This is a genomic window from Nonomuraea sp. NPDC050680, assembly GCF_040654555.1.
Taxonomy (GTDB): domain Bacteria; phylum Actinomycetota; class Actinomycetes; order Streptosporangiales; family Streptosporangiaceae; genus Nonomuraea.
Window position 1 is genome coordinate 540413 of the sequence record NZ_JBFAIF010000004.1, and the last position, 22778, is coordinate 563190.

Sequence of the window (22778 nt, forward strand, 5' to 3'; positions counted from 1 at the left end):
TCAGCCCCAGCAGTTGGCCAGGCCGAAGGTGGTGTCCTTGGACTCCACTCCCGGAACGGCCTTGTCGGTGATCAGGGTGACGCCGGTGTCGATGTAGCCCTTGGGCTTGGCCCCGCCCTTGGCGAAATCGGCGACGGCCTTGACGCCGTCCTCGGCCATCTTCAGCGGGTACTGCTGCGAGGTCGCGGCGATCTGCCCGCTCTTGACGGCCTTGACGCCGGTACAGCCGCCGTCCACCGAGACGATCAGCACCTCCTTCTCGCGGCCCTTGGCCTTGAGCGCGGTGTAGGCGCCGAGCGCGGCGGGCTCGTTGATGGTGTAGACGAGGTTGATGTCGGGCGCCTTCTGCAGGCAGTTCTCCATCGCCTCCTGGCCCTTGGACTGGTCGCCGCGGGTGTCCTGGGAGCAGGCGATGGACGGGTCGCCGTTGGCGATGCCGAAGCCCTTCAGGAAACCGTCGTGGCGCAGCTGGCCGACCGTGATGCCGGGTGCCAGGTCCAGCGTGGCGATCTTGGCGGTCTTGCCGGCCATGGCGCCCTTGGCGTACTGGCCGATCAGCTCGCCCGCCTTGAGGTTGTCGGTGGCGAACAGCGCGTCGGTGGCGTCCTGCGGATCCGTCGGCGTGTCCAGCGCGATCACCACGACACCGGCGTCCCTGGCCTTCTTGATCGCGGGCACGATCGCCTTGGTGTCGTTGGGCGTGATGAGGATGCCCTTCACCCCGGCCGCGACCATGTTCTCGATGGCGGTGAGCTGGGAGGCGTTGTCTCCGTCGAACTTGCCCGCCGCGGTCATCAGCTCCAGACCCGACGTCTTGGCGGCCTGCTGCGCGCCTTCCTTCATCTTGACGAAGAACGGGTTGGTCTCCGTCTTCGTGATCAGCCCGACCTTGTTGGTGCCGGTGGAGGCCTTCTGCTCGTTGCCGCCACAGCCGGTGACGAGGAGCGCGGCGGCCAGAAGTCCGGCCGAGAGCCTAGCAATCATGGTGGCTTCCTATCAGGGATGATTCAATGTCATCGTTGACATATGTCAACGTTGACATTCGCCGTGCTGCGATGATGGACTCCGTTTCTAGAAACGTCAATGCCCCCGCGGTGTAACAAATCTGCAAACATGGCTGAAAGGTTGGCCCTGATGATCGCTGTCCTGGGCGAATGCGTCGCGGACGCCTTCGCCGACCGGCGCCCCGGCGAGCTGGAGCTCCGGGTCCTGCCGGGCGGCAGCCCTGCCAACACGGCGGTGGCTCTGGCCCGGCTCGGCACCGCGACGCGGTTCCTGGGGCGCGTGTCGGGCGACGTGTTCGGCGAGCTGTTCCGCGAGCACCTCGCCTCCTCCGGGGTGGACCTGTCGGCCTGCGTGCCGGCCGCCGAGCCGAGCACGCTGGCGGTGGCCTCGCTCGACGAGCGGGGCCAGGCGGCCTACAGCTTCCACGCCGAGGGCACCGCGGACTGGCAGTGGACGGCCGAGGAACTCTCCGCCGTCGACCCAAGCGGGTGGTCCTGCCTGCACACCGGGTCTCTGGCGCTGGTCAGGCAACCGGGCAGCGCCGCGGTGGAGTCGTTCGCGGCGGACGCCCGCACGCACGCGACGGTCTCGATCGATCCGAACGTACGGCCCAGCCTGGCCGGCCGGGATGCCTACCCGGTGGAGCGGTGGTGCGCGGTCGCCGACATCCTCAAGCTCAGCGACGACGACCTGTCCTTCCTGATGCCGGACCAGCCGTTGGAACGTGCCTGCGACACCTGGCACGCGGCCGGGGCCAAGCTCATCGTGATCACCCGGGGCGCGGAGGGCGCGCTGGTGTCACTGGACGGGGAGCGCACGATGGTACGGGCGCCCCAGATCAAGGTCGTCGACACCGTGGGGGCCGGTGACTCCTTCACCGCCGGGCTGCTGCACCGGCTGGGCGTGCGGGGGCTGCTCGGCGGCCGCCTGGACGGGCTGGACCTGGAGACGGCCGCCGACGCCGCCGCCTTCGCGGCCCGCGTGGCGGCGCTGACGTGCTCGGTCGCGGGGGCCAACCCGCCGTGGGCCCACCAGCTCAACGACACCGCCGGGCCGTGACGCCGTACAGGATCCAGCTGTACAGACGAACCGGCTGTACAGACGAACCGGCCGTACAGACGCCGGCCGTACAGGCGATCCGGCCCGGCAGCGCGGTCGGCTCAGGAGCCGGCGGGCCAGGTGATCTGGCCGGAGTGGTAGTAGTTCACGCCCAGGACGCGCCAGCGCGGCCCCTGCGCGCCGAGGCGCTGCTTGAAGGCGGTCCAGTCGTGCTTGGCGTACGGGGACCAGCCCAGCTCGGCGACGGCGGGCAGGCGCGGGAAGGCCATGTACTCGATGTCGGCCGACGTCCTGATCGTCTCGGTCCACAGCGGCGCCTCCACACCCAGGACCTGCTGGGCCGGCAGGCCGGTCAGGTAGGCGCCCGGGTTCCAGCCGTAGGCGTCCTTGACCTCGATCAGCCCGGCCCAGTCCTGGCCGAGCGGGGTGCGCCGGTTGTACTTCATGTCGAGGTAGGCGCGGCTGGCCGGGGACATGATGACCTTACGCCCGGCACCCGCGACGGCGCTGTCGTCCGGCGTGGTGCCCCAGTACTGGGCGAGCGTGGAGGGCAGCGGCGTCGCCTTGACGATGTCGTGCCAGCCGATGACGGTCTTGCCGTGCGCGGCGGCGATGGCCTGCGCCCGGTTCATGAACGCGGCGTAGTCGGCCGGCTTGGTGGAGCTGGCCTCGTCGCCGCCGAGGTGCAGGTAGGGGCCGGGGGTGAGCGCGGCCAGCTCGCCGAGCACCTGGTCGATGAAGGTGTAGGTGAGCTCCTTCGACGTGCACAGCGAGCTGAAGCCGACGTCGGTGCCGGTGTAGAGGGGCGGCGCGACGCCGTCGCAGTTCAGCTCGGCATAGGAGGCCAGGGCGGCGTTCGTGTGCCCGGGCAGGTCGATCTCGGGCACGACCGTGATGTTGCGGGCCGCGGCGTAGGCCACGAGCTCCTGGTACTGGGCCTTGGTGTAGTAGCCGCCCGGATCGCCGCCGACGGCGGTGCTGCCGCCGTAGGTGGTCAGCCTGGGCCAGGAGTCGACGACGATCCGCCAGCCCTGGTCGTCGGAGAGGTGCAGGTGCAGGTAGTTGATCTTGTAGAGGGCGATCTGGTCGATGTAGCGCTGGACGGCGGCCAGGGGGAAGAAGTGGCGGGCGACGTCGAGCATGGCGCCGCGGTAGGCGTAGCGCGGCGCGTCGGTGATCCGCCCGCCCTGCACGGGCCACGGTCCCGGCTGGACGCTCGCGCTGTCGGCCGCGTACGGCAGCAGCTGCCGCAGCGTCTGCACCCCGTTGAACAGCCCGGCGGCCGCGTTGGCCAGCACGGTGATCCCGGTGGCGGTCACGTCGAGGCGGTAGGCCTCCTCGCCGCCGCTCACGCTGCCCAGCCGTAGCGAGATGCCGCCGGCGGGCGGCGCGGCGACGATCGGCACGGGGTAGCCGGTCGAGCGCCGCAGCTGCCGGGCGAGCTGCTCGCCGACGGCGGGGACGTCGCTGTAGAGGCTGGTGGCCGAGGTGATCCGGTAGGTGACTCCAGTGGCGGGCGTCGCGCTGACCGGCGCGGGGACCACGCCGCCGAAGCTCAGGGGCGCGGCGGCGCGCGCGCTCGGGGAGGCGGAGACCGACGTGGCGACGAGCGCCGCCACCAGGACCAGCACTGTACGCAGGCTCATGGCCTCACCATACGGACGTGATCCGCGCTAGTAAAGAAACTTTCCAAATACGCTTGCACGCGCTCGGCCAGCGGTCTTAAAGAGCCTCGCAACCATCGCGCCCAACCATCGGAGAGTCACTGAGCGATATCCACTCGGCCGCCAGACGAGGACAGAGATATGCGACGCCTTCTCGGGGTCATCACCCCGTTAGTCATCGGCCTGCTCTCCGCGGGTCTGGTCACCGCCGAGCCCGCGACGGCACAGCCCGCGCGGACGGCCGGCACGCCGCCCGGCCTGAGCGCCTACTACGGCCAGCGGCTCACCTGGACCCCCTGCAAGGGGGGTTTCCAGTGCGCGAAGCTCAAGGTGCCGCTCGACTACACCAAGCCGTCGGGCAAGCGGATCGAGATCGCCGTGATCAAACTGCCGGCGAAGGGCGCCAGGCGCCTCGGCTCCGTGGTGATCAACTTCGGCGGCCCCGGCGGGTCGGGCGTCGATCTGCTGAGAGGTGCCGCGAAGGTGAAGTTCACCGCCGCCCTCCGCTCGCGCTTCGACCTGGTCAGCTTCGATCCGCGCGGCGTGGGCGCCTCCACCCCCGTGCGCTGCATGTCCACCCAGGTGGCCGACTGGTACCACTCCGTCGACGATTCCCCGGACTCGAAGGCCGAGGTGAAGATGTACAACTACGCGCAGTTGCGGCTCGCGCAGGCGTGCCAGGCCAACTCCGGCGCGCTCCTGCCCTTCGTGGGCACGCCGAGCGCCGCGCGGGACATGGACGTGCTGCGCGCCGGTCTCGGCGAGTCGCGCATGACCTATCTCGGCTTCTCCTACGGCACCCTGCTCGGCGCCACATACGCGAACCTGTTCCCGGCCAGGGTGCGGGCGATGGTGCTCGACGGCGCCGAGGACCCCACGACGACGGCGACGGAGTTCGGCGCGGGCCAGTCGGACGGCTTCGGCGTGGCCTTCGAGTCCTTCGCGCGTGACTGCTTCAGGCACAAGGACTGCCCCTTCAAGAAGCACACGGCCGCCGCGGTCACCAGGCAGATGCGCGCCCTGCACGACCGGACCGAGAAGTCGCCGCTGGTCAACACCTACGACGGCAGGCAGGCCACGCAGGCGATCGTGTACACCGGCCTCTACAGCCTCCTGTACGACCAGCGGTCGTGGCCGGCCCTGCGGCAGGCGCTCGGCACCGCCTTCAAGGGCGACGGCACGCTCCTGCTGCAGTACGCCGACCAGTACAACGAGCGCGGCCCCGACGCCACCTACGCCAACATGATGGAGGCGCACTCGGCCATCGACTGCCTCGACCACCCGACCTGGCGGCAGGCGGTGCGCCAGGCCAAGGGGATCAGCTCCGGCAAGGTCGTGGCCAGTGCGTGCGACTTCTGGCCGGTCAGGAGCAAGACGGTCAACCGGGCCATCCATGCCAAGGGCGCGCCGCCCATCCTGGTGGTCGGCACCCTGCGCGACCCCGCCACGCCGTACAAGTGGGCCAAGGCGCTGGCCGCCCAGCTGTCCTCGGGCGTGCTGCTGAGCTTCGACGGCGACGGCCACACCGCCTACGGCACCGGCTCGGCCTGCGTGAACACCTCCGTCGACCGCTACCTGATCACCCGGGTGCCGCCGCGTGACGGGAAGATGTGCCCGAAGATCTGACCCCGCCTCCAGCCGGCCCCGGTCGCCCGCGCGGCCGGGGTCAGCTGGTGTCGTCGTCGCCCTTGGCCGAGCGGTCCATCGCCGGTTGGACGAACCAGGTCCACACGGCCAGCGCCGCGATGACGGCGGCCGTGATCAACGCCATCGTGCTGTGGAACAGGTAGTCGACCACCAGCATGGTGGCCGCGGTCATCGAGACTGCCAGGGCCAGCGCCCCCGCGATGCCGTACATGTTGGAGCGGCGGACCAGCATCTCCTTCAGCCCCTGGCGGAAGAGCACCCGGTGCTGGGCGGCCGGGGCGATGTAGCAGATCGACGCGACCGCGGCACTGACCAGCGCCACATAGAACAGCCGGCGGTCGGCCAGGCTCAGCTTGTCGAACCCCTGCGAGAACGGGACCGTCAGCAGGAACGCGAACAGCACCTGGACTCCCGTCACCGCCACTCGCGCGCTCTGCAGCAGCTCCACGAAGTTGCGGTCGGCTCGCTCCTTCTGAGTTTCCCTGTCCGGTTCCATGTGGCTACATCTACCTAGATCAGCGAATTTCATGCGAAAGTGCGATCTATTCGCGCAGGCCCAGTTTCAGGTGAGCAGGCGGGCGGGGGTGATCGGCAGGTCGCGGACCCGGATGCCGGTCGCGTGATAGACCGCGTTGCCGATGGCGGCCGCCGTGCCGACGATGCCGATCTCACCGATGCCCTTGGTGCCCATCGGGTTGAGGTGCCGGTCGTCCTCCTCGATCCAGGCCGCGTCGATCCGCTCGATGTCCGCGCACACCGGAACGTGGTACTGGGCCAGGTCGTGGTTGCTGAACCCGCCGAACTCGTCGTCGATGACGCTCTCCTCCATCAACGCCATGCCCACGCCCATCGTCATGCCGCCGACGAACTGCGACCTGGCCAGCTGCTCGTCGATGATCCGCCCGGCGGCGAAGATGCCCAGCAGGTGCGACACGCGGATCTCGCCGGTGTCCATGTCCACCCGTACCCGGGCGAACTGGGCGCCGAACGCGTGCCTGGCCAGGTCCTGCTGCGCCTTGATGGCGTCGGTGGTGTCGGCGGCCCCGTGCTTGCCGTCGCGCAGCGCCTCCTCGCAGGCGGCCACCACGGCCGAGCCCCAGGAGGCGGTGCCCATGGAGCCGCCGGCCACCGGGGCGGGGGGCAGATCGCTGTCGCCCAGCTCGATCCGCACCCGGTCGGGCGGGACGCCGAGCGTGGTCGCGGCGATCTTGGTCAGCGCGGTACGGGCGCCGGTGCCGAGGTCGACGGCGGCCACGCGGACGACATAGCCGCCGTTCTCGACGGTGGCGGTGGCCTGGGACGGGCGCCGGTAGGCCGGGAAGGTGGAGGAGGCGACGCCGGTGCCGATGAGCCAGCGCCCCTGGCGGCGGACGCCCGGTGTCGGGTCGCGCCCCTCCCAGCCGAACCGGCGGGCGCCCTCCAGCAGGCAGGCCACCAGATTGCGGGAGCTGAACGGCAGGCCGCTGTCCGGCTCGATCTCCGGGTCGTTGAGCACCCGCAGCTCGACGGGGTCCAGGCCGGCGGCGATGGCCAGCTCGTCCATGGCCGACTCCAGCGCGTACATGCCGGGGCATTCACCCGGGGCGCGCATCCACGACGGGGTGGCGACGTCCAGGCGGACCAGCCGGTGTGCCGTGCGCAGCGCGGGCGTCTCGTACATGGTCCGGGCCGGGGTGGCGGTCTGCTCGGCGAACTCGACCAGCGTCGAGCTCTGCTCGGCGACCTCGTGCTCGACGGCGGTGAGGCGGCCGTCGGCGTCGGCGCCGAGCCGGACCCGCTGGATCGTCGGCGTCCGATAGCCGGTCACATCAAAAAGTTGCTGCCGGGTCAGCGCCACCTTCACCGGCCGCCCGACGGCCCGCGCCGCCAGGACGGCGAGCATGGTGCCGGGGCGGATGGTGCCCTTGGACCCGAAGCCGCCGCCGATGTGACGGCACACCACGCGCACCCGCTCGGCGGGCAGGCCGAGCGTCTTGGCGATCATGGCGCGGGCCGTGGACACGCCCTGGGTCGAGTCGTAGACGGTCAGGTCGCCGTCACCGCTCCAGACGGCGAGCGTGGCGTGCGGCTCCATCGGGTTGTTGTGCACGGCCGGGGTCGTGTACGTCACGTCCACGGTGACGGCCGCCGCGGCCAGCCCGGCCGCCAGGTCGCCCTTCTCGGTGTCGGCCGGGTAGAACGGGTTCACCTTCTCCGGCCGGTAGAGCCCGGGATGATCGCCGCGCAGCCGTACGTCGTGCGGGTCCTCCTCGTAGGTGACCCGCACCTCCCGCGCGGCCGCGCGGGCGTTCTCGTAGGTGTCTGCGACGACGACGGCGACGAACTGCCCCCGGTAGGCGACCTCGCGGCGCTGGAACAGCGCGAGCTCCGGGTCCGCCTCGGGGGCCAGCTCGGGCGGATCCTCACTGGACAGTACGGCCAGCACGCCCGGCAGGGCGAGCGCCCCTGTCGCGTCGATCGAGGTGATGCGGCCCCTGACGATCCCGGCCTGGACCGGGTAGGCGTAGGTGACGCCCTCGATCGGGTATTCGGCCGAGTAGGTCGCGCGGCCGGTGACCTTGTCGTGCCCCTCGATCCGGGTCATGGTGCCAGCTCCAGCAGGGTGCGGACGATGAGGTTACGGGCCAGTGGCACCTTGTGCGCGTTGCGCGGCAGCGGGCGGGCCTGCTCCAGCTCGGCCTCGGCGGCCCGGGTGAAGCTCTCCTCACTCGCCGGGGCCCCACGCAGCGCCCGCTCGGCGCGCTCGCACCGCCACGGCATGTGCGCCACCGCGCCGAGCGCGATCCGGCAGTCGCGTACGGTCCCGTCCCCCGCGACATCGAGGGCGGCGGCGATCGAGACCAGCGCGAACGCGAACGAGGCACGCTCGCGGACCTTGCGGTAGCGGGAGGCGCCGGCCGGCGGGGCGGGCAGGTGTACGGCGGTGACCAGCTCGCCGGGCGCCAGCACGGTGTCCCGCCCGGCCTCGTCCCCGGGCAGCCGGTGCAGCCCCGGCATCGGGATCACCCGGTCGCCGCCGGGCCCGGTGACGTGCACGCGAGCGTCGAGCGCGGCCAGCGCCACCGCCATGTCGGACGGGTGGGTGGCCACGCATGCGGGGGAATGTCCGAGGATGGCGAGGTTGCTGTGGTCGCCGCCGATCGCCGGGCAGCCGGATCCGGGCTCACGCTTGTTGCACGGTTTGGAGACGTCCTGGAAGTACGGGCAGCGCGTGCGTTGCAGCAGGTTGCCGCCCACGGTCGCCATGTTGCGGATCTGCCCGGACGCCCCGGCCAGCACCGCCCGCGCCAGCATCGGGTAGCGCTCGCGGACCAGCGGGTGGGCGCCGAGGTCGCTGTTGCGCACCGCGGCGCCGACCCGCAGCCCGTCGCCGTCGGGCTCGATCCGGTCGAGCGGCAGCCGGCTCACGTCCACCAGGAACTCGGGCTCGGCCACGCCGAGACGCATGAGGTCGACGAGGTTGGTGCCGCCGCCCAGGTACATCGCGCCGGGCCGGAACCTGGCCACGGCGTCGGCCGGGTCGCCGGCCCGCGCGTACTCGAAGGGCCTCATCGGGCCACCTCCGCGATCGCGGTGACGATGTTCGGGTAGGCGCCGCACCGGCACAGGTTGCCGCTCATCCGCTCGCGGATCTCCTCGGCCGTCAGCGCCGGGTCGGCGGCCACATCCTCGGTGACGGCGCTCGGACCGCCCTCGGCCAGCATCCCGACGGCCGAGCAGAGCTGGCCGGGAGTGCAGTAGCCGCATTGGAAGGCGTCGTGCTCGATGAAGGCGGCCTGGAGCGGATGCGGCCGATCGCCGTCCGCCAGGCCCTCGACGGTGGTGATGTCCGATCCGTCCTGCGCCACGGCCAGCGCCAGGCAGGCGTTGGCCCGCCGGCCGTCGATCAGCACGGTGCACGCGCCGCACTGGCCGTGATCGCAGCCCTTCTTCGAGCCGGTAAGTCCGAGCCGCTCGCGCAGCAGATCCAGCAGCGAGACGCGCGGGTCCACCTCCACGGTCCGCCGCGAACCGTTGACCCGCAGGGTGATCTCCATGGCGCTCGCCTACCCGGTGCGCGGACGGCTCAACCCGAGGCCGCCCGCGTAATGCGTCCTCGACCTCCTTCCCTTGGTCGGCGTTGTTCGGAGAAATGCCCGGTGGGAGACTGAAAGGTGACGAAGGGGGACGTCATGATCGAGGTCAAGAGCATCGACAAGCCCGACGAGCGCCGGGACTTCCCGATGGGCCACTTCGAGGTATGCAACCTGACGGGCCTGAGCTTCGGTGTGGCCACGTTCGAACCCGGATGGCGCTGGTCGGCGTCCATCAAGCCGATCGTCGGCACCGATTCGTGCGAGGTCCACCACAACGGGTTCGTGGTCCGCGGCCGGCTCCGCATCCGGATGGACGACGGCACCGAGGCCGAGATCGGCCCGGGAGAGGTCTTCGTCGCCCCGCCCGGACACGACGCCTGGGTGGTCGGGAACGAGCAGGTGGAGGTGTACGACTTCGCGGGCGGCGCCGCGGAGTACGCCAAGGCCCGAAGCGCTTGAGGGCTGCTTCTTCAGCGGGGGTTGTCGGCCTTCTTCAGCGGGGGTTGCCGGCGCGCCACGCGACGTAGTCGGCGACCGCCTTGGCGATGTCGAAGGCCGGGGCGAAGCCGGTGTCGTGGGTGAGCCGGGTGATGTCGAGGTAGGGGTCGTCGCCGGGGCCGTTCTGCCGTCCGGGCAGGAGGCCGAGCCGCGGTCCTGGGGTGATCGCCCGCACGGCGGCCGCGAGCTCGTGGTTGGCGAACGGCCGGCCGCTGGAGACGTTGTAGGTGGTGTGCCGCAGGGTTTCCGCGGTCATCAGCAGGGCGATCGCGCGTCCGGCGTCGGGTGCGTAGCAGCTGTCGCCGCCGTCGCCGGCGTACAGCGGCCGCGGCTCCGCACCACGGAGTGCGGCGTTGATGTACGGCGGGATGTGGTTGAACGGCGATTCCGGGTCCATCAGCGGTCCCCAGACGCTACCTATCCGGAGCACGACCGGCTGGACCCCGCTGCCCTGGAGGCCGTGGGTGGTGAGCGGCTCCACGGCCTTCTTGAAGGCGATGATCAGGTGCGGCAGGTCGGCGGCGGGCAGCGCGAGTTCCTCGTGCCAGCGGGTCTCGGTCCGGCCGATGTAGACGCCGAGACTACTGGCGACGGCGAACCGGCGCACCCCCCAGGCGCGGGCGGCCTCCAATGCGTTGAGCAGGCCGATCGTGTCCGTACGGAAGAAGCCCACCGGGTCCTTGCCGGGAATGCTCCCGGCGAGATGGACGATGTCGCTGATGTCGTGACGACCGGCCAGGGCCAGGAAGGCGTCCCGGTCGGTGACGTCCAGGGACTCCACGGTGACCCGGCCGGCCAGGAACGACGGGACCTCGGTGCGGCGGTGCGCGGTCACGACGACCTCGTGTCCGAGATCGACGAGCGCGCGGGCGGTGTGGGCGCCGATCATGCCCAGCCCTCCGGTGATGAGGATCATCGGGCCACCTCGTAGCGCAGGTGGGTCACGCCGGGTGCCGGGATGGCCTCCAGCGGACGGAGGCGCACGTGCTTCGGGAGCTCCTGGAAGAAGCCGCGACCGGCGCCCAGCAGGATGGGCACCTGGTGGAGGATCACCTCGTCGACGAGGTCCGCTTCCAGCGCGGAGGTCAGCGCGCCGCCGCCCATGACGGCCACGTCCTTGTCGCCGGCGACCGCGCGGGCCGCCGCGATGGCGTCCTCGATGCCGGTGGTGACGAGCGTCTGCCTCTCGCTGATCTCGGGCGCGGGACGGTGGCTGAGGACGAACAGCGGCGCCGTCGGGTGCGGGCCACCGCCTCCCCAATGGCCGGAATGCTCGTAGGTGGTACGTCCCGCGACAGTCGCCCCCACTCGTGCCGCGATGGCGTCGAAGAACCGGGCGCTGGGCTCACTGAGCTTGAATCCGTCGAACAGCCGGCTCGGGGTGTCCCCGTCGAAGTACCAGTCGAAGAGCATGGTCGCGTCACCGAGACCGCGGCCGAACTCCTCCTCGCCGTCGGGCGTGCGACCACTGATGTAGCCGTCGACCGAGACGGCATGGGCGCTGAAAACCTTGCTCATGTCTTTCCTTCACTGTTGGTCAGATGACTGAGATTCGCGAGGTGGACCAGCGGCGGCCAGCCCCGCTCTCGTGCGTGCGCGGCGACGGCCGTGGCCAGCTCGGCGCCGGCGCCTTCGCCGGCCAGCAGCAGGCGATCGGGGTCGGCGCCCAGCTCGCGGGCGTGGTCGGCGGCCCACTCGGTGGCCAGGATCGCGTCGCACCGCCCGTCGGCCCAGGCCGGTTTCCGGTACGACACGCACAAGACCACTACTCCGGACCCCGAGCACACGGCTCGGCAGAGCGGTTCGGCGCCTTCGATACCGTCGGCCGGCAGGAACACCAGCAACGGCGCGGTCCGGGGCCCCACCGGCCAGTACGTGCGCACCGGCAGCGGCCCGGCGACACCCCGCAGCCGGGTGTCGGCGACCAGCCGTACGAGTGAACGATCGTGCATGGGTAGAGACTCGCATCGGCACGGTCGTCAGGGGAAAGGCCGATGGCGCATGACAGTCTTGCCGACCATGCATCACGGGCCACGGCCACAGCGGTGGATAATTCCGGCATGGCCGCCGACAAGCAGAGACAAGATGAGCGGGTGCTGCCGCTGCCGGCCGCGCCCGACGCGATCGAGCTGCGGCACCTGCGGGCCTTCGTGGCGGTCGCCGACGAGCTCAACTTCGGCCGGGCCGCCGCCCGCCTCTACCTGTCCCAGCCGGCGCTGAGCAGGCAGATCCGCGCGCTCGAACGGCTGGTCGGCAGCGACCTGCTGCGCCGCTCGACGCACCGGGTGGAGCTGACGCTGGCCGGCGACGCCTTACTGGACCGCGCGCGGCGCCTGCTGAGCGATCTCGACGACGCGATCTCGACGACCCGGTCGGTGGGCGGTGAGCTGGCCGACCGGGCCGCCAAGGCCTGGCAGCCGCTGGACGACCTGTTCCGCGCCGGCGCCGGGATCCAGCAGTTCCGAGCCGCGGTGGAGGACTTCCACGCCGGGCTCACGCTGCCGGAAGGGGTCGGCGTACGGCCGGTCAACGCCGGCGGGGTGCCCGCCCTGGCGGTGTCGGAGGTGGCGGACCGCCCGCCGACCCTGCTGCACCTGCACGGCGGCGCGTACGTGGCCGGATCGGCCTTCGGGTTCCGTCCGATGGCCGGTGCGCTCACGCTCGCGACCGGTGCCGGCGTTCTGGTGCCCGACTACCGGCTGGCACCCGAACATCCCTTCCCGGCGGCCGTCGACGACGCGTTGCACGCGTACAGGTGGATGCTGGACAGCGGGACTCCCGCGGCCCGGATCACCGTCGGCGGCGACTCCGCCGGCGCCGGGCTGGTCCTGTCCATGCTGATGACTCTCAAAGAGCGGCAGTTGCCGCAGCCCGGCCGGGTCCTGCTGCTCTGCCCGTGGGTGGATCTGACGGGCGATGTGCGGGTGTCCGGTGCGCAGGAGCCGCAGCCGGCCATCGACCTCCGGCAGTTCCACCGGTTCGTGGCCGCGTACCTGGCCGGTCACGATCCCGGCGACCCGCGGGTCAGCCCGCTCACCGCGGATCTGTCCGGGTTGCCGCCGATGCTCCTGCAGGCCGCCACCGGTGACCCGCTGGCCGGTGACGCCCGCCGGCTCGCCGAACAGGCCCGGTCGTGCGGCGTCGACGCGCGGCTTGAGCTTTATCCGGTGTCCGCGCATGTTTTCCACTATTTCTGGTCGTTCCTGCCGGAAGCCGCCGACGCGCTGGAACGCGCGGGCGCTTTCATCCGGCGCGTGACCGACTAGCAGACCGTGATCACGACTTTCCCCACGACGTGACCCTCTTCCTGATAGCGGACGGCCGCCGGGATCTCCTCGAAGGGGTAAGTGCGGTCGATGACCGGGGTGATCTCGCCGTCCTCGATGAGCCGGGTCAGCGTCAGCAGATTCTGCCGCTTCTGCCCGCAGGTGACCACGTCCGTCATGACCATTCTTTGGGACACGAACGGCGAGGACGCCGCCGCCGCGAACACGTGACCGGCGGGTTGGAGCCATCGGCCGGGCGGTCCGCCGATGGCGACATAGGTGCCCTTGCGGGTCAGCGCCCGGCGGCAGGCCGATCCTGAACGGCTTCCCGCGATGTCCAGCAGGAGATCGTAACGCCGTCCGGTCCGGGTGAAGTCCTCTGTGGTGTAGTCGATGACCTCGGTGGCGCCGAGCGACTTGACCAGGTCCACGTTCCGCGCGCCACAGACGCCGGTGACCTCCGCGCCGAGCGCTCGGGCGATCTGCACGGCGAACGTCCCCACCCCGCCCGACGCCCCGTTGACGAGGACCTTCTGCCCGGACTGGAGGCGCCCCTGGTCGCACAGGCCCATCAGGGCGGTGTTGGCCGCCATCGGCACCGCCGCCGCCTGCTCGAACGACAGGTTCCTCGGCTTCGGCGCCAGGTCGCCCTCCCTGACACAGGCGTATTCGGCGAAGCCGCCCTGGTTGGACTGCGCGAAGACCTCGTCGCCGGGGCTGAACCCCGTCACGTCCTTGCCGACCGCCTCGACCTGCCCCGCCAGGTCGGCGCCCAGAATGCCGATCTTCGGCCCGCGTAGCCCGAGGCTGCCGGGCATCAGGCGCGCGATGTACGGCTCGCCTCTCATGTGGTGCCAGTCGTAGGGCTGTACGGAGGTGGCGCGCACTCGGACGAGCACCTCGTCGTCGCCGGGGACGGGCTTGTCGATCTCGGTGATGGCCAGGTCGTCGGGTGAGCCGTACGTGCGTAAGACGATCGCCTTCATTGCGGGTGCCTCCGATTCGTACAACGTAAGTCGTACGTCGTAAGGTACTCTTACGGCGTAAGGCAGTCAAGGGCATGCCGAAGAGCCTTCCCGGCGAACGCGGAGGTCAGGCGGTCTCGCGCATCCTGTCGAGACCGTCGAGAATCAGGTCCAGCCCGAACTCGAACTCGGTCTGGTCGTCGCACCACCCCAGCGTGGAGTCGGGGTCGTCGTGGGCGATCTCGCGCAGCATGCCGACGAGGTGGGGCAGCTGCTCGGCCATGGCGTCGAGCATGGCCGCGGATTCGTCGTCACCGGCCCCGTCGCCCGGATCGAACATCTCCTGGGTGAACCCCAGAGCCCGGCTCCCCAGGGCGTGCAGCGCGTGGTGGGCCAGGTCGTAGGAGAAGCCACCGTCGCGCATGAGCCCGATCAGGGCATCGAAATACTGGACGACGGCCGGACGCACGTCGGCACGGGTCTCGAAGACGCGCGGCGCCCAGGGGTGGCGCAGGAAGATCTGGCGGGCGGTCAGGATCCGCTGCCGCACGGCCGTTTTCCAGGCGGCTCCCTGGGAGGGGACGTCGATCCGGCCGACCGCCTCGTTGATCTCACCGGCGATGACGTCGACGATGCCGTCGAGGACGTCTTCCTTCTTGGCCACGTGGTAGTAGAGCGACATCGCCTCGGCGCCGAGCTCTTCCGCGAGACGACGCATCGTGAGCGACTCGATGCCGCTTTCGTCGGCGACCTTGACCGCGGCCCGGAGCACCCGGTCTCTGCTCAGCGGGGTGCGGGGCTCGGTCCTTGGTCCGTTCCGGGTGGCCACCTAGATCAACCTCCGCGCCATATCGTACAAGGTAAGTTCAGGCCTCATCGCTGCCAGGTCAGCGTTCGCCGGCGTACCGGCCGGCCAGCTCGGCGCCGATCCGCGCCAGCTCCGCCTGGACCGACCGCGGCTCGACCACCTCGATCATCGCGCCCCAGCCGGCCAGGTTGCGGGCGATGTCCAGCGGGGTCGGCGCGGCGAGGCGGACCCGGACCCGGCCGTGGTCGAGCTCGCCGTCGGTGTGGCAGTGCCGCCCGAAGTGGGTACGCAGCACCGGCACGAACCTGGCCTCGATGATCACAGTCGCCCACGTTCGCGAACGCCGCCGCTCCACCTCCCCCACGACCTGCTCCCACGCGTCGGCGAGCGTGAAGTCGTCCGGCCGTTCGGCGGGCTGGTCGGTCGGCTCGGCCGCGATGATCCGGTCCACCCGGAAGGTTCGCCGCCCGCGTTCGGTCCCGGCGATCAGGTACCAGATGTCGTCCTTGTCGACCAGGCCCCACGGGTCGATCAGCCGTTCGGTCCGTTCCCGGGCGCTGCCGGCGTAGGTCAGGCGGACCTTCCGCCGGCGGACCACGGCGGCCTGCAGCAGGTCGACCAGCTCGGGGCGGCGGCGATCACGCTCGCCCCACCGGGTGGGGTCGATCATCGTCGCGTCGGCGGCGGCCTCGGCGTCGGCCCGGAAGGTCTGCGGCAGCGCCCGTACGAGCTTGCGCAGCGCCGCCTTGGCCTCACCCGAGACGGCCGCGGCCGGTCCGACGAGCAGGAACAGCGCCTGCGCCTCGGTCGCCGACAGGCCGCTGAGATCGGTACGGGCGCCGCCGACGAGCGACCAGCCGCCGCCGCGTCCGGCCTGCGGATAGACCGGGATGCCCGCCGCGGACAGCGCCTCCAGATCGCGCCGGGCAGTGGCGACGGACACCTCAAGTTCGGCGGCCAGCTCGGCGGCGGTCACCCGGCCACGGCTCTGCATGAGCAGGAGGGTGGCAACCAGGCGGTCAGCGCGCATGTCACCATCTTCGCCAATAAAGTGCTCAATTGGTGAGCACTTTAGCCGGGAGGATAGTCACAGACACCGACCGAAAGTAGGGAAAAACCCATGTTGCGTGGACTCACCACCGTCAGCTTCTTCGCCGACGACATCCCGGCCGCACGGGACTGGTACACCGAACTGCTCGGCATCGAGCCGTACTTCACGCGCCCGGTCGAGGGGCCGCCCGCGTACGTCGAGTTCCGCCTCGGCGACTACCAGCACGAGCTCGGCATCGTCGACAGCCGATTCGCCCCGCACGGCCGGTCCGGCCAGGCCGGCCAGGCCGGCCAGGCCGGCGGCGCGGTGGTCTACTGGCACGTGGACGATGTCCACGCCGCCTTCGAGCGGCTGCTGTCCCTGGGCGCCACCGTGCATGCCAAGCCGGTCGAGCGGGGGCCGGGATTCGTCACCGCGTCCGTGGTCGACCCCTTCGGGAACATCCTCGGCGTGATGTACAACAAGCACTACCTGGAGATCTTCGGGGTGTGACTCTGCGGCCTACGGGGTCCACCTGATGCTGGGATTGATGCCGCCGGTCCAGTTGAAGGTGGCCATGTTGTCCCACTGGTCGCCGGTGCCGTTGATGTTGGCCGGGTCCCAGCCGTTGCCGGAGATGGCGTACCAGGTCGGTTCCCAGTAGAAGACGCCGATCGCGCCCGCGCCGCGCGCTGTGTTCTGGACCGCGGCGAACTCGCTCGCCTGCCCCGCCCAGGTGGCCGGGTAGCCCGAACACGGCGCCGAGCCGTTCACCGCGTTCCCCTCGCTGTCGGCGTTGGCCGCGGTGAAGGGGTAGGCGGTCTCCGCCACGATGACCGGCTTGCCGTACCGGGTCCTCGTGTCGCTGAGCACCGTGGACAGGGTGGACAGCGAGCCGTGCCACATGCAGTAGTACGACAGGGCGGTGATGTCCCACGGCACGCCCTTGGCCTTGATCCCGTCGTAGAACCAGCGGGCGTTGGCGAGGCTGTCGGCGTCCGCGGTGTGGATGATCACCTGGGTGCCGCCGTTGCACGCCTTGGTCGCGTTGTAACCGGCTTTGAGCAGCAGACTCAGGTTGGTGAAGTCGTTGTTGATGACCTTGCCGTCGTTCCAGAGCATCCCGACGTTGATCTCGTTGCCGATCTGCACGCTGTCGGGCGTGGTGCCCTGCGCCTTCAGGCTGTTGCAGACGTCGTAGGTGTAGTTGTAGACGTCCGTCTGGAGCTGGCCGATGCCGTGACTCGCCCACGCCGCCGGCTTGAACTGCTTGCCCGGGTCGGCCCAGGTGTCCGAATAGTGGAAGTCGATCATCAGGCCGAGTCCCTTGGCCTTGACCGTCCTGGCGTAGGCCAGCACCTTCGCCTTGTTGTTGTAGCCGCTCGCCGGGTTGTTCCAGACGCGCAGCCGGACGTAGTTGACGCCGACGCCGGCGAGGATGTCCAGCGGGTCGGCGGCCGTCCCGGCGGCGTTGTAGTACTTGGCCCCGAGGTCCAGGCTCCGCTGGAGCGACGAGACGTCGGCGCCGCGCATGGTCAGCGTGGCGGCCGAGGCGGGGGCGGGATTCACGAGGGCGACGGCGAACAGCGTCGCCAGTGCGAGGAAGAGCGTGCCCCCGATCCTCCAGGGTCGGTCCAGGTGGGTGACGGCCATCCCGATCTCCTTGCTCAAGAAATGGGTGGGCTTCTCTGTGAACGTTCACAGACACTCTTGAGCATGAGGATAAAGAAGGACCGCCCGCTGGGGAAGAGCGGTCGCCGGGAATTCAACCTTCGAAGAAAGTCATCTCAACTCCGGAGACCGTACGCCGGACAGAGGCGAACCCGTCCAGCTGGGCGCTCTCGCACTCGGCCTCGCCCAGCCGCTCATGGACGGCCTCGCCCAGCCGCTCATGCACGGCCTCGCTCAGGTAGACGCGACCGGGCCTGCCGAGATCCTGCGCCATCTTGGAGGCGAGATTCACCGGCGCACCCGCGACATCCCACCCACCGCCCGGCGTCTCACCCGCCAGCACCAGCCCGGCGGCCACCCCGATCCGGCAGACGATCTCGTGCTCGGCCAGGCCCGCGCGCAGGCGCCGCGCGAAGCGCACGGCCGGCGCGGCCTCCTCGAACAGGTAGAGGGCCAGCGGTCCGGCGATCTTGATCTCCACGGCACCTCGCGCGGGCATGAACACCAGACCCGTCTCCCTCAGCACCGCCGACAGGGCCAGCCCTCTCAGCAGCCCGAGCTCAGGCGTCTCGGCCGCGGCGACGCTCCGCTCGACCAGGACCACCGTCCGGTCCCGGAGATGCTCGGCGGCGAGCCGCCCGGCCAGCTCGACATCCTCGGGACAGCGCTCCAACCTCAGCAGGTCGGCGTAGAAGGCCGCGGAGTAGGGAATCGGGTAACGCAGGTCCTCGACCGGTCGCGCATCGTCCGGGCGGGGGCCGTCGAGCACGTGGTACACGGCGCCGACCAGGCTCTCGGGACCGTCCTTGCGTCGCAGGACGAAGGAGTGGCCAGGCGGCAACCGGTCGACGACCGCCCCCGTCACCGCGAGCTCCCCACCTTCGGTGTGGTTCTCCGCGATGTCCTCGATCGCGTCAGCCTCCGGGCCGTACAGCCCACCGGCCAGGCCGTAGAAACTCCCGAAGTGGGCACCGATGCCGATCCGTACGCGGCAAGAGCGTTCGATCTCGTCCTGGACCTTCAGCAGGGCCGACAGCAGCACCCCCGCGTCCGCCGATTCCGGATGGAACATCTGGGCGTTGTCCGCCGCCCACACACCCACCGCCTCGCCGCCGATGGCTCGGGCGCGGGCGTGCAGGATCCGCTTGGGCCGGTCGATGAGCGCCAGCACCTCCAGCAGGCCCAGCCGCTGACTGAGCTTCGTCAGCCCGGCCGAGTCGGACACCACGCTGTAACCGCGGGTCGCGTATCGGCCCAGCAGGCGCCGCGCGTCCTCGTGGCTTTGACCGGTGTCACGCCACTGCTCGATCAGTGCCAGCGGCAGACCGGCCGCGGAGCGCCGCTCGGTGTCGAAGGTGCCGGGGATGTACGCGCCCGTGGGGGGTTCGGAAGCCACCCGACCACCGTATATCACTCAGCGCGATGATCTATATGCGTTCTGTAATATCCGCTGCGCCGATCGCTGGTACCGATCATCCTCCCTCCGGCAGATCCGCCGGTCATGACCTCAACGGCTCGCTGACGCGGCCACCTCCTGGAGCGCCGTGACCAAGCGACGGCCAGGGTAGTCAGCCAGCCGGGGGAACTTCTTCCGGTGGTGACAGGCCCAATAGCTGGCGGTGCGCTGTTCGATGAGCGTCAGGAGATCGGGGTTGTCGGCCACGAAGCGACCGTAGGGCTGCCGGAGGGCCGAACCGGGCGCAGTGAGGTCCGCGAGCGCCGCGTGCACCTCTGTCACGATCTCAATGACGTGGTCTCCGGCCAGTTCCAGGATGTACGGCAGCACCCACGGCTCGGTGCGGGTAACGATCTGCCGGAGGTGGCGCTGCCGGACGAACCCGTCGTGATGACGTGTGAAAAGGCAGTGCAGGATCGTCTGCTGGCGAGGCGACAACCCTTCCGGGGCGATCTCCGGATGGTAGACGCGTTGCGGGATGGCGACCCGGTCCTCACCCACGACCGCCCGGAAAGAGGCCGGACTCTGCGACATCCGCGGCATGAGGTCGATGACGGTCCGCACGTCACCGTCAAGGTCGTCGGGGAAGGCGTACGTGAGCGATGGGTCGTGGACTGATCGCGGCGGCTGCCGGCTGTCCTGCCAGCGCATATGGGCGTCGGGGAGGCTCTCCTCGTTGTCGCTGCCGTCTCCGGCACCGACCAGGGTGAAGCCGTGACGTTCATACAGGCGCCGGGCACCCTCGTTCTGCTGGAACAGGTGCAGATCCAGGCTGGACCGTACCTTCTTGGCCCGGTCGAGCAGCGCGGTGCCAACGCCGTTGCGCTGGAACTCCGGATGAACATACAGGTGACCCAACCACGAGCCGTGGAGGGCCGCGAAGCCGGCCACTTGCCCGCGGTGTTCGGCCACCCACAGCTGGGACTGGGGGATCATGATTTTAGTGATCCAATGCCTGGTCTCCTCGTCGGCGTGCAGGCGCGGTAAGTAGGCCATCTCGTTCCGGGCTGCGAGGAACACCCGGTAGATCCCGTCGGCGTCGCCCGCCCCGCCGAGGCGGATCAGCGGTAGCGCATCGTGGGCGATGAGTTCGGCGATCTTCCATAGGCGCACGAAATACCAATGCGTCTCGAACGAACCGCCTATATAGCCGAAACGTAGCCCGGAGAGGCAATCAGCAAGCAGTGAGCGGTGCCTAGGGTTCAGGTGCCCGCCTCGTTGCAGGTAGGTCGAGCCGATCCCGCCAACGGTGCTGTCCAGATAGACCAGATCGGCTTTGTCTCGTATGGGTACGTGTGGGAAGGGCAGGTCCGCGTGCTCGTTCCACAGCTTCGTCACGGTCTGCAGGGTCGCCTCGTGCGCGTCTGGCCCCGGCCAGCGCCAGCCGTACAGGTAGCGCTGCTCCTCCACCGACACCGTACGGTGACGGGGCTTGTCGGCCGTACGACGTCGCGCGAACTCTGCCAGTTCCGTGTGCCATGCCGTACGGCTGGTCTCGAGAAGGTCCAGTGCGGCCAGGAGCGCCGTTTCGTCCCGGCGGACGTTTCCGGCGCGGCCTGTGATGAAGTCCCAGGTCGCGTGGAAGCCCACTGGCTTGTACCGGCTCACCGCGCAGCGCAGAGAGCAGTAGCGCAGGCCGTACGGGAGATCGCGATCGCGGACGCGGCGGGCATAGGTGCCGAAGCTCATCGACTCGCCCGCTCGGCGGCGATCGCCCCGTCCACGGCGTCAGGGAGTTGCTTGACCACATCGACACCGTGCCACAACACCCGACCTCGGCCAACCGGCCGCCACCCAAATCTATGGGGCAAAAATATACGAGCTCGTAATGTATGGCTACAAACAAATTCGATGTCATGACGACATGACGTCTGACCATTCAGCGGAGTCCGATCTCCAGCAGGCGCCGCTTCCCTATCTGGTGTCGATCGCGGGAAACGTGCTGAACAGCCGCTGGAACGCTCTGCTGAGCCAGGAGCACGGCGTGTCCGTCGCGGGGATGAACGTGCTGATGGCCCTGAGCCGCGGGTCGGGCACCCACACCGAGATCGCCCGGCGCTGCTGGGTGCACGTCTCCACGCTGACGGGGATCGTGGACACGCTCGCCCGCGATCACCTCGTGGACCGTCTGCGCGACACCGTGGACCGCCGAAAGGTCCTGTTGGTGCTCACACCGCGCGGCAAGAAGATCACCGAGCGTGTGGGAAGCGTCCTGAGCGAGGCGCTCCCACTCGCCCCCAGCCTGCCGGATCCCGAGCACGAGGCGATCATCCGCAAGTTCCTCATCGACACCATCCTCTTCGACGAATTCGACGAACGGGAGGCCACTCGTGCCCGGATCGCAGACACGGAAAACGGTGACGGCCAGCAAGCTCGATGACTCCGCCGTCGCCATCGACACCCTGGTCAAGAGATATCCCGGGGCTCCGGCGAACGCCGTCGACGAGCTCTTCCTCAAGGTCCGCCCGGGAGAGATCTTCGGCCTGTTAGTGGCCGGTGTCGACGGCGTCGAACGCGTCGAACGCGTGGAGTCCGCATCCGCTGTACGCGGTGGACCGGGCGGCGCGTCGCGTTTCGGGCCGCCATCCCCTGCGGTGGCCCCGGCCATGGGCGAGACGCGTTTCCGGCTCTACCTGAGCCACGATCCCGCCGCCGTGCTCGGACCGGTGGCGCAGCTGCTGGCCAAGCGCGACTGTCCCATCACCAACGTCCAGATCGGCGAGCCGAGCCTGGAGGACGTCTTCATCACCCTGACGGAGAGGAGCCTGCGATGAGCGTATCCGCCCAGACGGCCGTCCGCGGGGGCGTCAGCCCGATGCGCGTGGTCCTCGCGATCCTGTGGCGCGATGCCGTCGTGACGTGGCGCGACATCATCTCGGTGCTCGCCCAGGTCGTGCTCCAGCCACTCGTCATGCTCTTCATCTTCGTCGGCGTGCTCGGCCGCCTGGCCTACGTCGACCCCTCCTACAACGACGTCCTGCTTCCCGGCGTGGTCGCGATGAGCGGCTTCGTGGCGGCGCTCCAGGCCGTCGCCCTGCCGCTGATGATGGAGTTCGGCTACACGAAGGAGATCGAGGACCGCCTGCTGGCGCCGGTCTCGATCTCCCTGGTCGGGCTGGAGAAGGTGCTGGCGGCGGCGCTGCGGGCGCTGTTCGCCGCCGCGGTCACGCTGCCCGCCGGCATGCTGATCATCCAGGACATAACGTTCCGGATGGACGGCCTCCCGCTGCTCGTGCTGTCGATCCTGCTCGGCGGCTGGGCGGCCGGGGCGATCGGGCTGATCATCGGCACGCTGCTGCCGCCCAGCAAGGTCGGCATCATGTTCGCCCTCATCATCGCGCCGATGCTGTTCACCGGCGGCACCCAATACCCGTGGCCCTCGCTCGGCGAGCTGCCCTGGTTCCAGGTCCTGACGGCGCTGAATCCGATGACGTACTCGAGCGAGGGAGTGCGGGCGGCGCTGGAGCCGCAGGTGCCGCACATCGAGCCGTGGATCTCGATCGTCGTGCTCACCGGTTCCTGCGTCGTGCTGACCGCCATCGGCATGGTGAGCTTCCGCCGCCGGTCGCTGACCTGAGAACGCTGCCATGACCTCCACACGCCTCGGGAGACCGCGGCTCGACGGGATGACGT

The 22778-nt window shown here is 69.9% G+C and carries 23 protein-coding genes; 8 read left to right on the top strand and 15 right to left on the bottom strand.

Features of this window, described 5'->3' with window-relative positions; translation table 11 throughout:
* Positions 1-984 carry a sugar ABC transporter substrate-binding protein gene (locus AB0H88_RS18160; protein WP_357645732.1) on the bottom strand — a complete coding sequence of 328 codons (984 nt, stop codon included), beginning with the start codon at positions 982-984 and terminating at the stop codon, positions 1-3.
* Between the two features lie 129 nt (positions 985-1113).
* Between AB0H88_RS18160 and AB0H88_RS18165 the strand changes: the two genes are divergently transcribed.
* A complete protein-coding gene (locus AB0H88_RS18165; protein WP_357645734.1) occupies positions 1114-2064 on the top strand; it encodes a carbohydrate kinase in 951 nt (316 codons plus the stop codon).
* A 101-nt stretch (positions 2065-2165) separates the two neighbouring features.
* Here AB0H88_RS18165 and AB0H88_RS18170 read toward each other — a convergent pair whose 3' ends face one another.
* Entirely contained in the window at positions 2166-3710 is a 1545-nt protein-coding gene (locus AB0H88_RS18170; protein WP_357645736.1) for a beta-N-acetylhexosaminidase, read from the bottom strand.
* Positions 3711-3869: 159 nt separating this feature from the next.
* Here AB0H88_RS18170 and AB0H88_RS18175 point away from each other — a divergent pair, with 159 nt between their 5' ends.
* Entirely contained in the window at positions 3870-5354 is a 1485-nt protein-coding gene (locus AB0H88_RS18175) for an alpha/beta hydrolase (protein ID WP_357645738.1), read from the top strand.
* A 40-nt stretch (positions 5355-5394) separates the two neighbouring features.
* Here AB0H88_RS18175 and AB0H88_RS18180 read toward each other — a convergent pair whose 3' ends face one another.
* From AB0H88_RS18180 to AB0H88_RS18195, 4 genes are all read right to left on the bottom strand, one after another.
* On the bottom strand, positions 5395-5871 hold the full coding sequence (locus AB0H88_RS18180; RefSeq protein WP_357645740.1) for a DUF6328 family protein: 477 nt from the start codon (positions 5869-5871) through the stop codon (positions 5395-5397).
* Positions 5872-5937: 66 nt separating this feature from the next.
* Positions 5938-7959: a xanthine dehydrogenase family protein molybdopterin-binding subunit gene (locus AB0H88_RS18185; RefSeq protein WP_357645741.1), complete on the bottom strand. Its 2022-nt coding sequence runs from the start codon at positions 7957-7959 to the stop codon at positions 5938-5940.
* Complete coding sequence (locus AB0H88_RS18190; RefSeq protein WP_357645743.1) at positions 7956-8927, bottom strand: xanthine dehydrogenase family protein subunit M; 972 nt, start codon at positions 8925-8927, stop codon at positions 7956-7958. The genes AB0H88_RS18185 and AB0H88_RS18190 overlap by 4 nt, the downstream gene beginning before the upstream one ends.
* Positions 8924-9412 (bottom strand): 2Fe-2S iron-sulfur cluster-binding protein, encoded by a 489-nt coding sequence (locus AB0H88_RS18195; protein ID WP_357645745.1) that lies wholly within the window; start codon positions 9410-9412, stop codon positions 8924-8926. The genes AB0H88_RS18190 and AB0H88_RS18195 overlap by 4 nt, the downstream gene beginning before the upstream one ends.
* A 117-nt stretch (positions 9413-9529) precedes the next feature.
* Here AB0H88_RS18195 and AB0H88_RS18200 point away from each other — a divergent pair, with 117 nt between their 5' ends.
* Positions 9530-9910: a cupin domain-containing protein gene (locus AB0H88_RS18200; protein WP_357645747.1), complete on the top strand. Its 381-nt coding sequence runs from the start codon at positions 9530-9532 to the stop codon at positions 9908-9910.
* 34 nt (positions 9911-9944) lie between these two features.
* Here AB0H88_RS18200 and AB0H88_RS18205 read toward each other — a convergent pair whose 3' ends face one another.
* Genes AB0H88_RS18205 through AB0H88_RS18215 form a run of 3 tightly spaced genes read right to left on the bottom strand, consistent with a single transcriptional unit; the run spans position 9945 to position 11901 of the window.
* Entirely contained in the window at positions 9945-10865 is a 921-nt protein-coding gene (locus AB0H88_RS18205; RefSeq protein ID WP_357645749.1) for an NAD(P)-dependent oxidoreductase, read from the bottom strand.
* A complete protein-coding gene (locus AB0H88_RS18210; protein ID WP_357645751.1) occupies positions 10862-11467 on the bottom strand; it encodes a dihydrofolate reductase family protein in 606 nt (201 codons plus the stop codon). The genes AB0H88_RS18205 and AB0H88_RS18210 overlap by 4 nt, the downstream gene beginning before the upstream one ends.
* Entirely contained in the window at positions 11464-11901 is a 438-nt protein-coding gene (locus AB0H88_RS18215) for an alpha/beta hydrolase fold domain-containing protein (RefSeq protein ID WP_357645752.1), read from the bottom strand. The genes AB0H88_RS18210 and AB0H88_RS18215 overlap by 4 nt, the downstream gene beginning before the upstream one ends.
* A gap of 108 nt (positions 11902-12009) precedes the next feature.
* Here AB0H88_RS18215 and AB0H88_RS18220 point away from each other — a divergent pair, with 108 nt between their 5' ends.
* Positions 12010-13215 carry an alpha/beta hydrolase fold domain-containing protein gene (locus AB0H88_RS18220; protein ID WP_357645754.1) on the top strand — a complete coding sequence of 402 codons (1206 nt, stop codon included), beginning with the start codon at positions 12010-12012 and terminating at the stop codon, positions 13213-13215.
* Here AB0H88_RS18220 and AB0H88_RS18225 read toward each other — a convergent pair.
* From AB0H88_RS18225 to AB0H88_RS18235, 3 genes are all read right to left on the bottom strand, one after another.
* A complete protein-coding gene (locus tag AB0H88_RS18225; protein WP_357645756.1) occupies positions 13212-14201 on the bottom strand; it encodes an NAD(P)-dependent alcohol dehydrogenase in 990 nt (329 codons plus the stop codon). The genes AB0H88_RS18220 and AB0H88_RS18225 overlap by 4 nt on opposite strands.
* Before the next feature lie 106 nt (positions 14202-14307).
* Positions 14308-15009 (bottom strand): TetR/AcrR family transcriptional regulator C-terminal domain-containing protein, encoded by a 702-nt coding sequence (locus AB0H88_RS18230; protein ID WP_357645758.1) that lies wholly within the window; start codon positions 15007-15009, stop codon positions 14308-14310.
* Positions 15010-15067: 58 nt separating this feature from the next.
* Positions 15068-16018: a WYL domain-containing protein gene (locus AB0H88_RS18235; protein ID WP_357645760.1), complete on the bottom strand. Its 951-nt coding sequence runs from the start codon at positions 16016-16018 to the stop codon at positions 15068-15070.
* 90 nt (positions 16019-16108) lie between these two features.
* Between AB0H88_RS18235 and AB0H88_RS18240 the strand changes: the two genes are divergently transcribed.
* Positions 16109-16531, top strand: coding sequence for a VOC family protein (locus AB0H88_RS18240; RefSeq protein WP_357645762.1), 423 nt, complete (start codon positions 16109-16111; stop codon positions 16529-16531).
* Between the two features lie 9 nt (positions 16532-16540).
* Here AB0H88_RS18240 and AB0H88_RS18245 read toward each other — a convergent pair whose 3' ends face one another.
* The 3 genes from AB0H88_RS18245 to AB0H88_RS18255 all read right to left on the bottom strand — a co-directional run bounded on the left by AB0H88_RS18245 (position 16541) and on the right by AB0H88_RS18255 (position 20555).
* Positions 16541-17671, bottom strand: coding sequence for a glycosyl hydrolase 53 family protein (locus AB0H88_RS18245; RefSeq protein ID WP_357645764.1), 1131 nt, complete (start codon positions 17669-17671; stop codon positions 16541-16543).
* A gap of 112 nt (positions 17672-17783) precedes the next feature.
* Entirely contained in the window at positions 17784-19085 is a 1302-nt protein-coding gene (locus AB0H88_RS18250) for an adenylate/guanylate cyclase domain-containing protein (protein WP_357645766.1), read from the bottom strand.
* Positions 19086-19196: 111 nt separating this feature from the next.
* Positions 19197-20555 carry a GNAT family N-acetyltransferase gene (locus tag AB0H88_RS18255; RefSeq protein ID WP_357645768.1) on the bottom strand — a complete coding sequence of 453 codons (1359 nt, stop codon included), beginning with the start codon at positions 20553-20555 and terminating at the stop codon, positions 19197-19199.
* A 418-nt stretch (positions 20556-20973) separates the two neighbouring features.
* On the opposite strand from AB0H88_RS18255, the gene AB0H88_RS18260 reads away from it, so the two are divergent.
* From AB0H88_RS18260 to AB0H88_RS18270, 3 genes are read left to right on the top strand one after another with little or no spacing between them, the layout of a single operon-like run.
* On the top strand, positions 20974-21525 hold the full coding sequence (locus AB0H88_RS18260; RefSeq protein WP_357645770.1) for a MarR family winged helix-turn-helix transcriptional regulator: 552 nt from the start codon (positions 20974-20976) through the stop codon (positions 21523-21525).
* Entirely contained in the window at positions 21503-21919 is a 417-nt protein-coding gene (locus AB0H88_RS18265) for a hypothetical protein (RefSeq protein WP_357645772.1), read from the top strand. Before AB0H88_RS18260 ends, AB0H88_RS18265 begins: the two co-directional genes overlap by 23 nt.
* The gene (locus tag AB0H88_RS18270) at positions 21916-22722 is read left to right on the top strand and encodes an ABC transporter permease (RefSeq protein ID WP_357645774.1); all 807 of its coding nucleotides are present in this window, start codon (positions 21916-21918) and stop codon (positions 22720-22722) included. Before AB0H88_RS18265 ends, AB0H88_RS18270 begins: the two co-directional genes overlap by 4 nt.
* Positions 22723-22778: the final 56 nt, after the last annotated feature.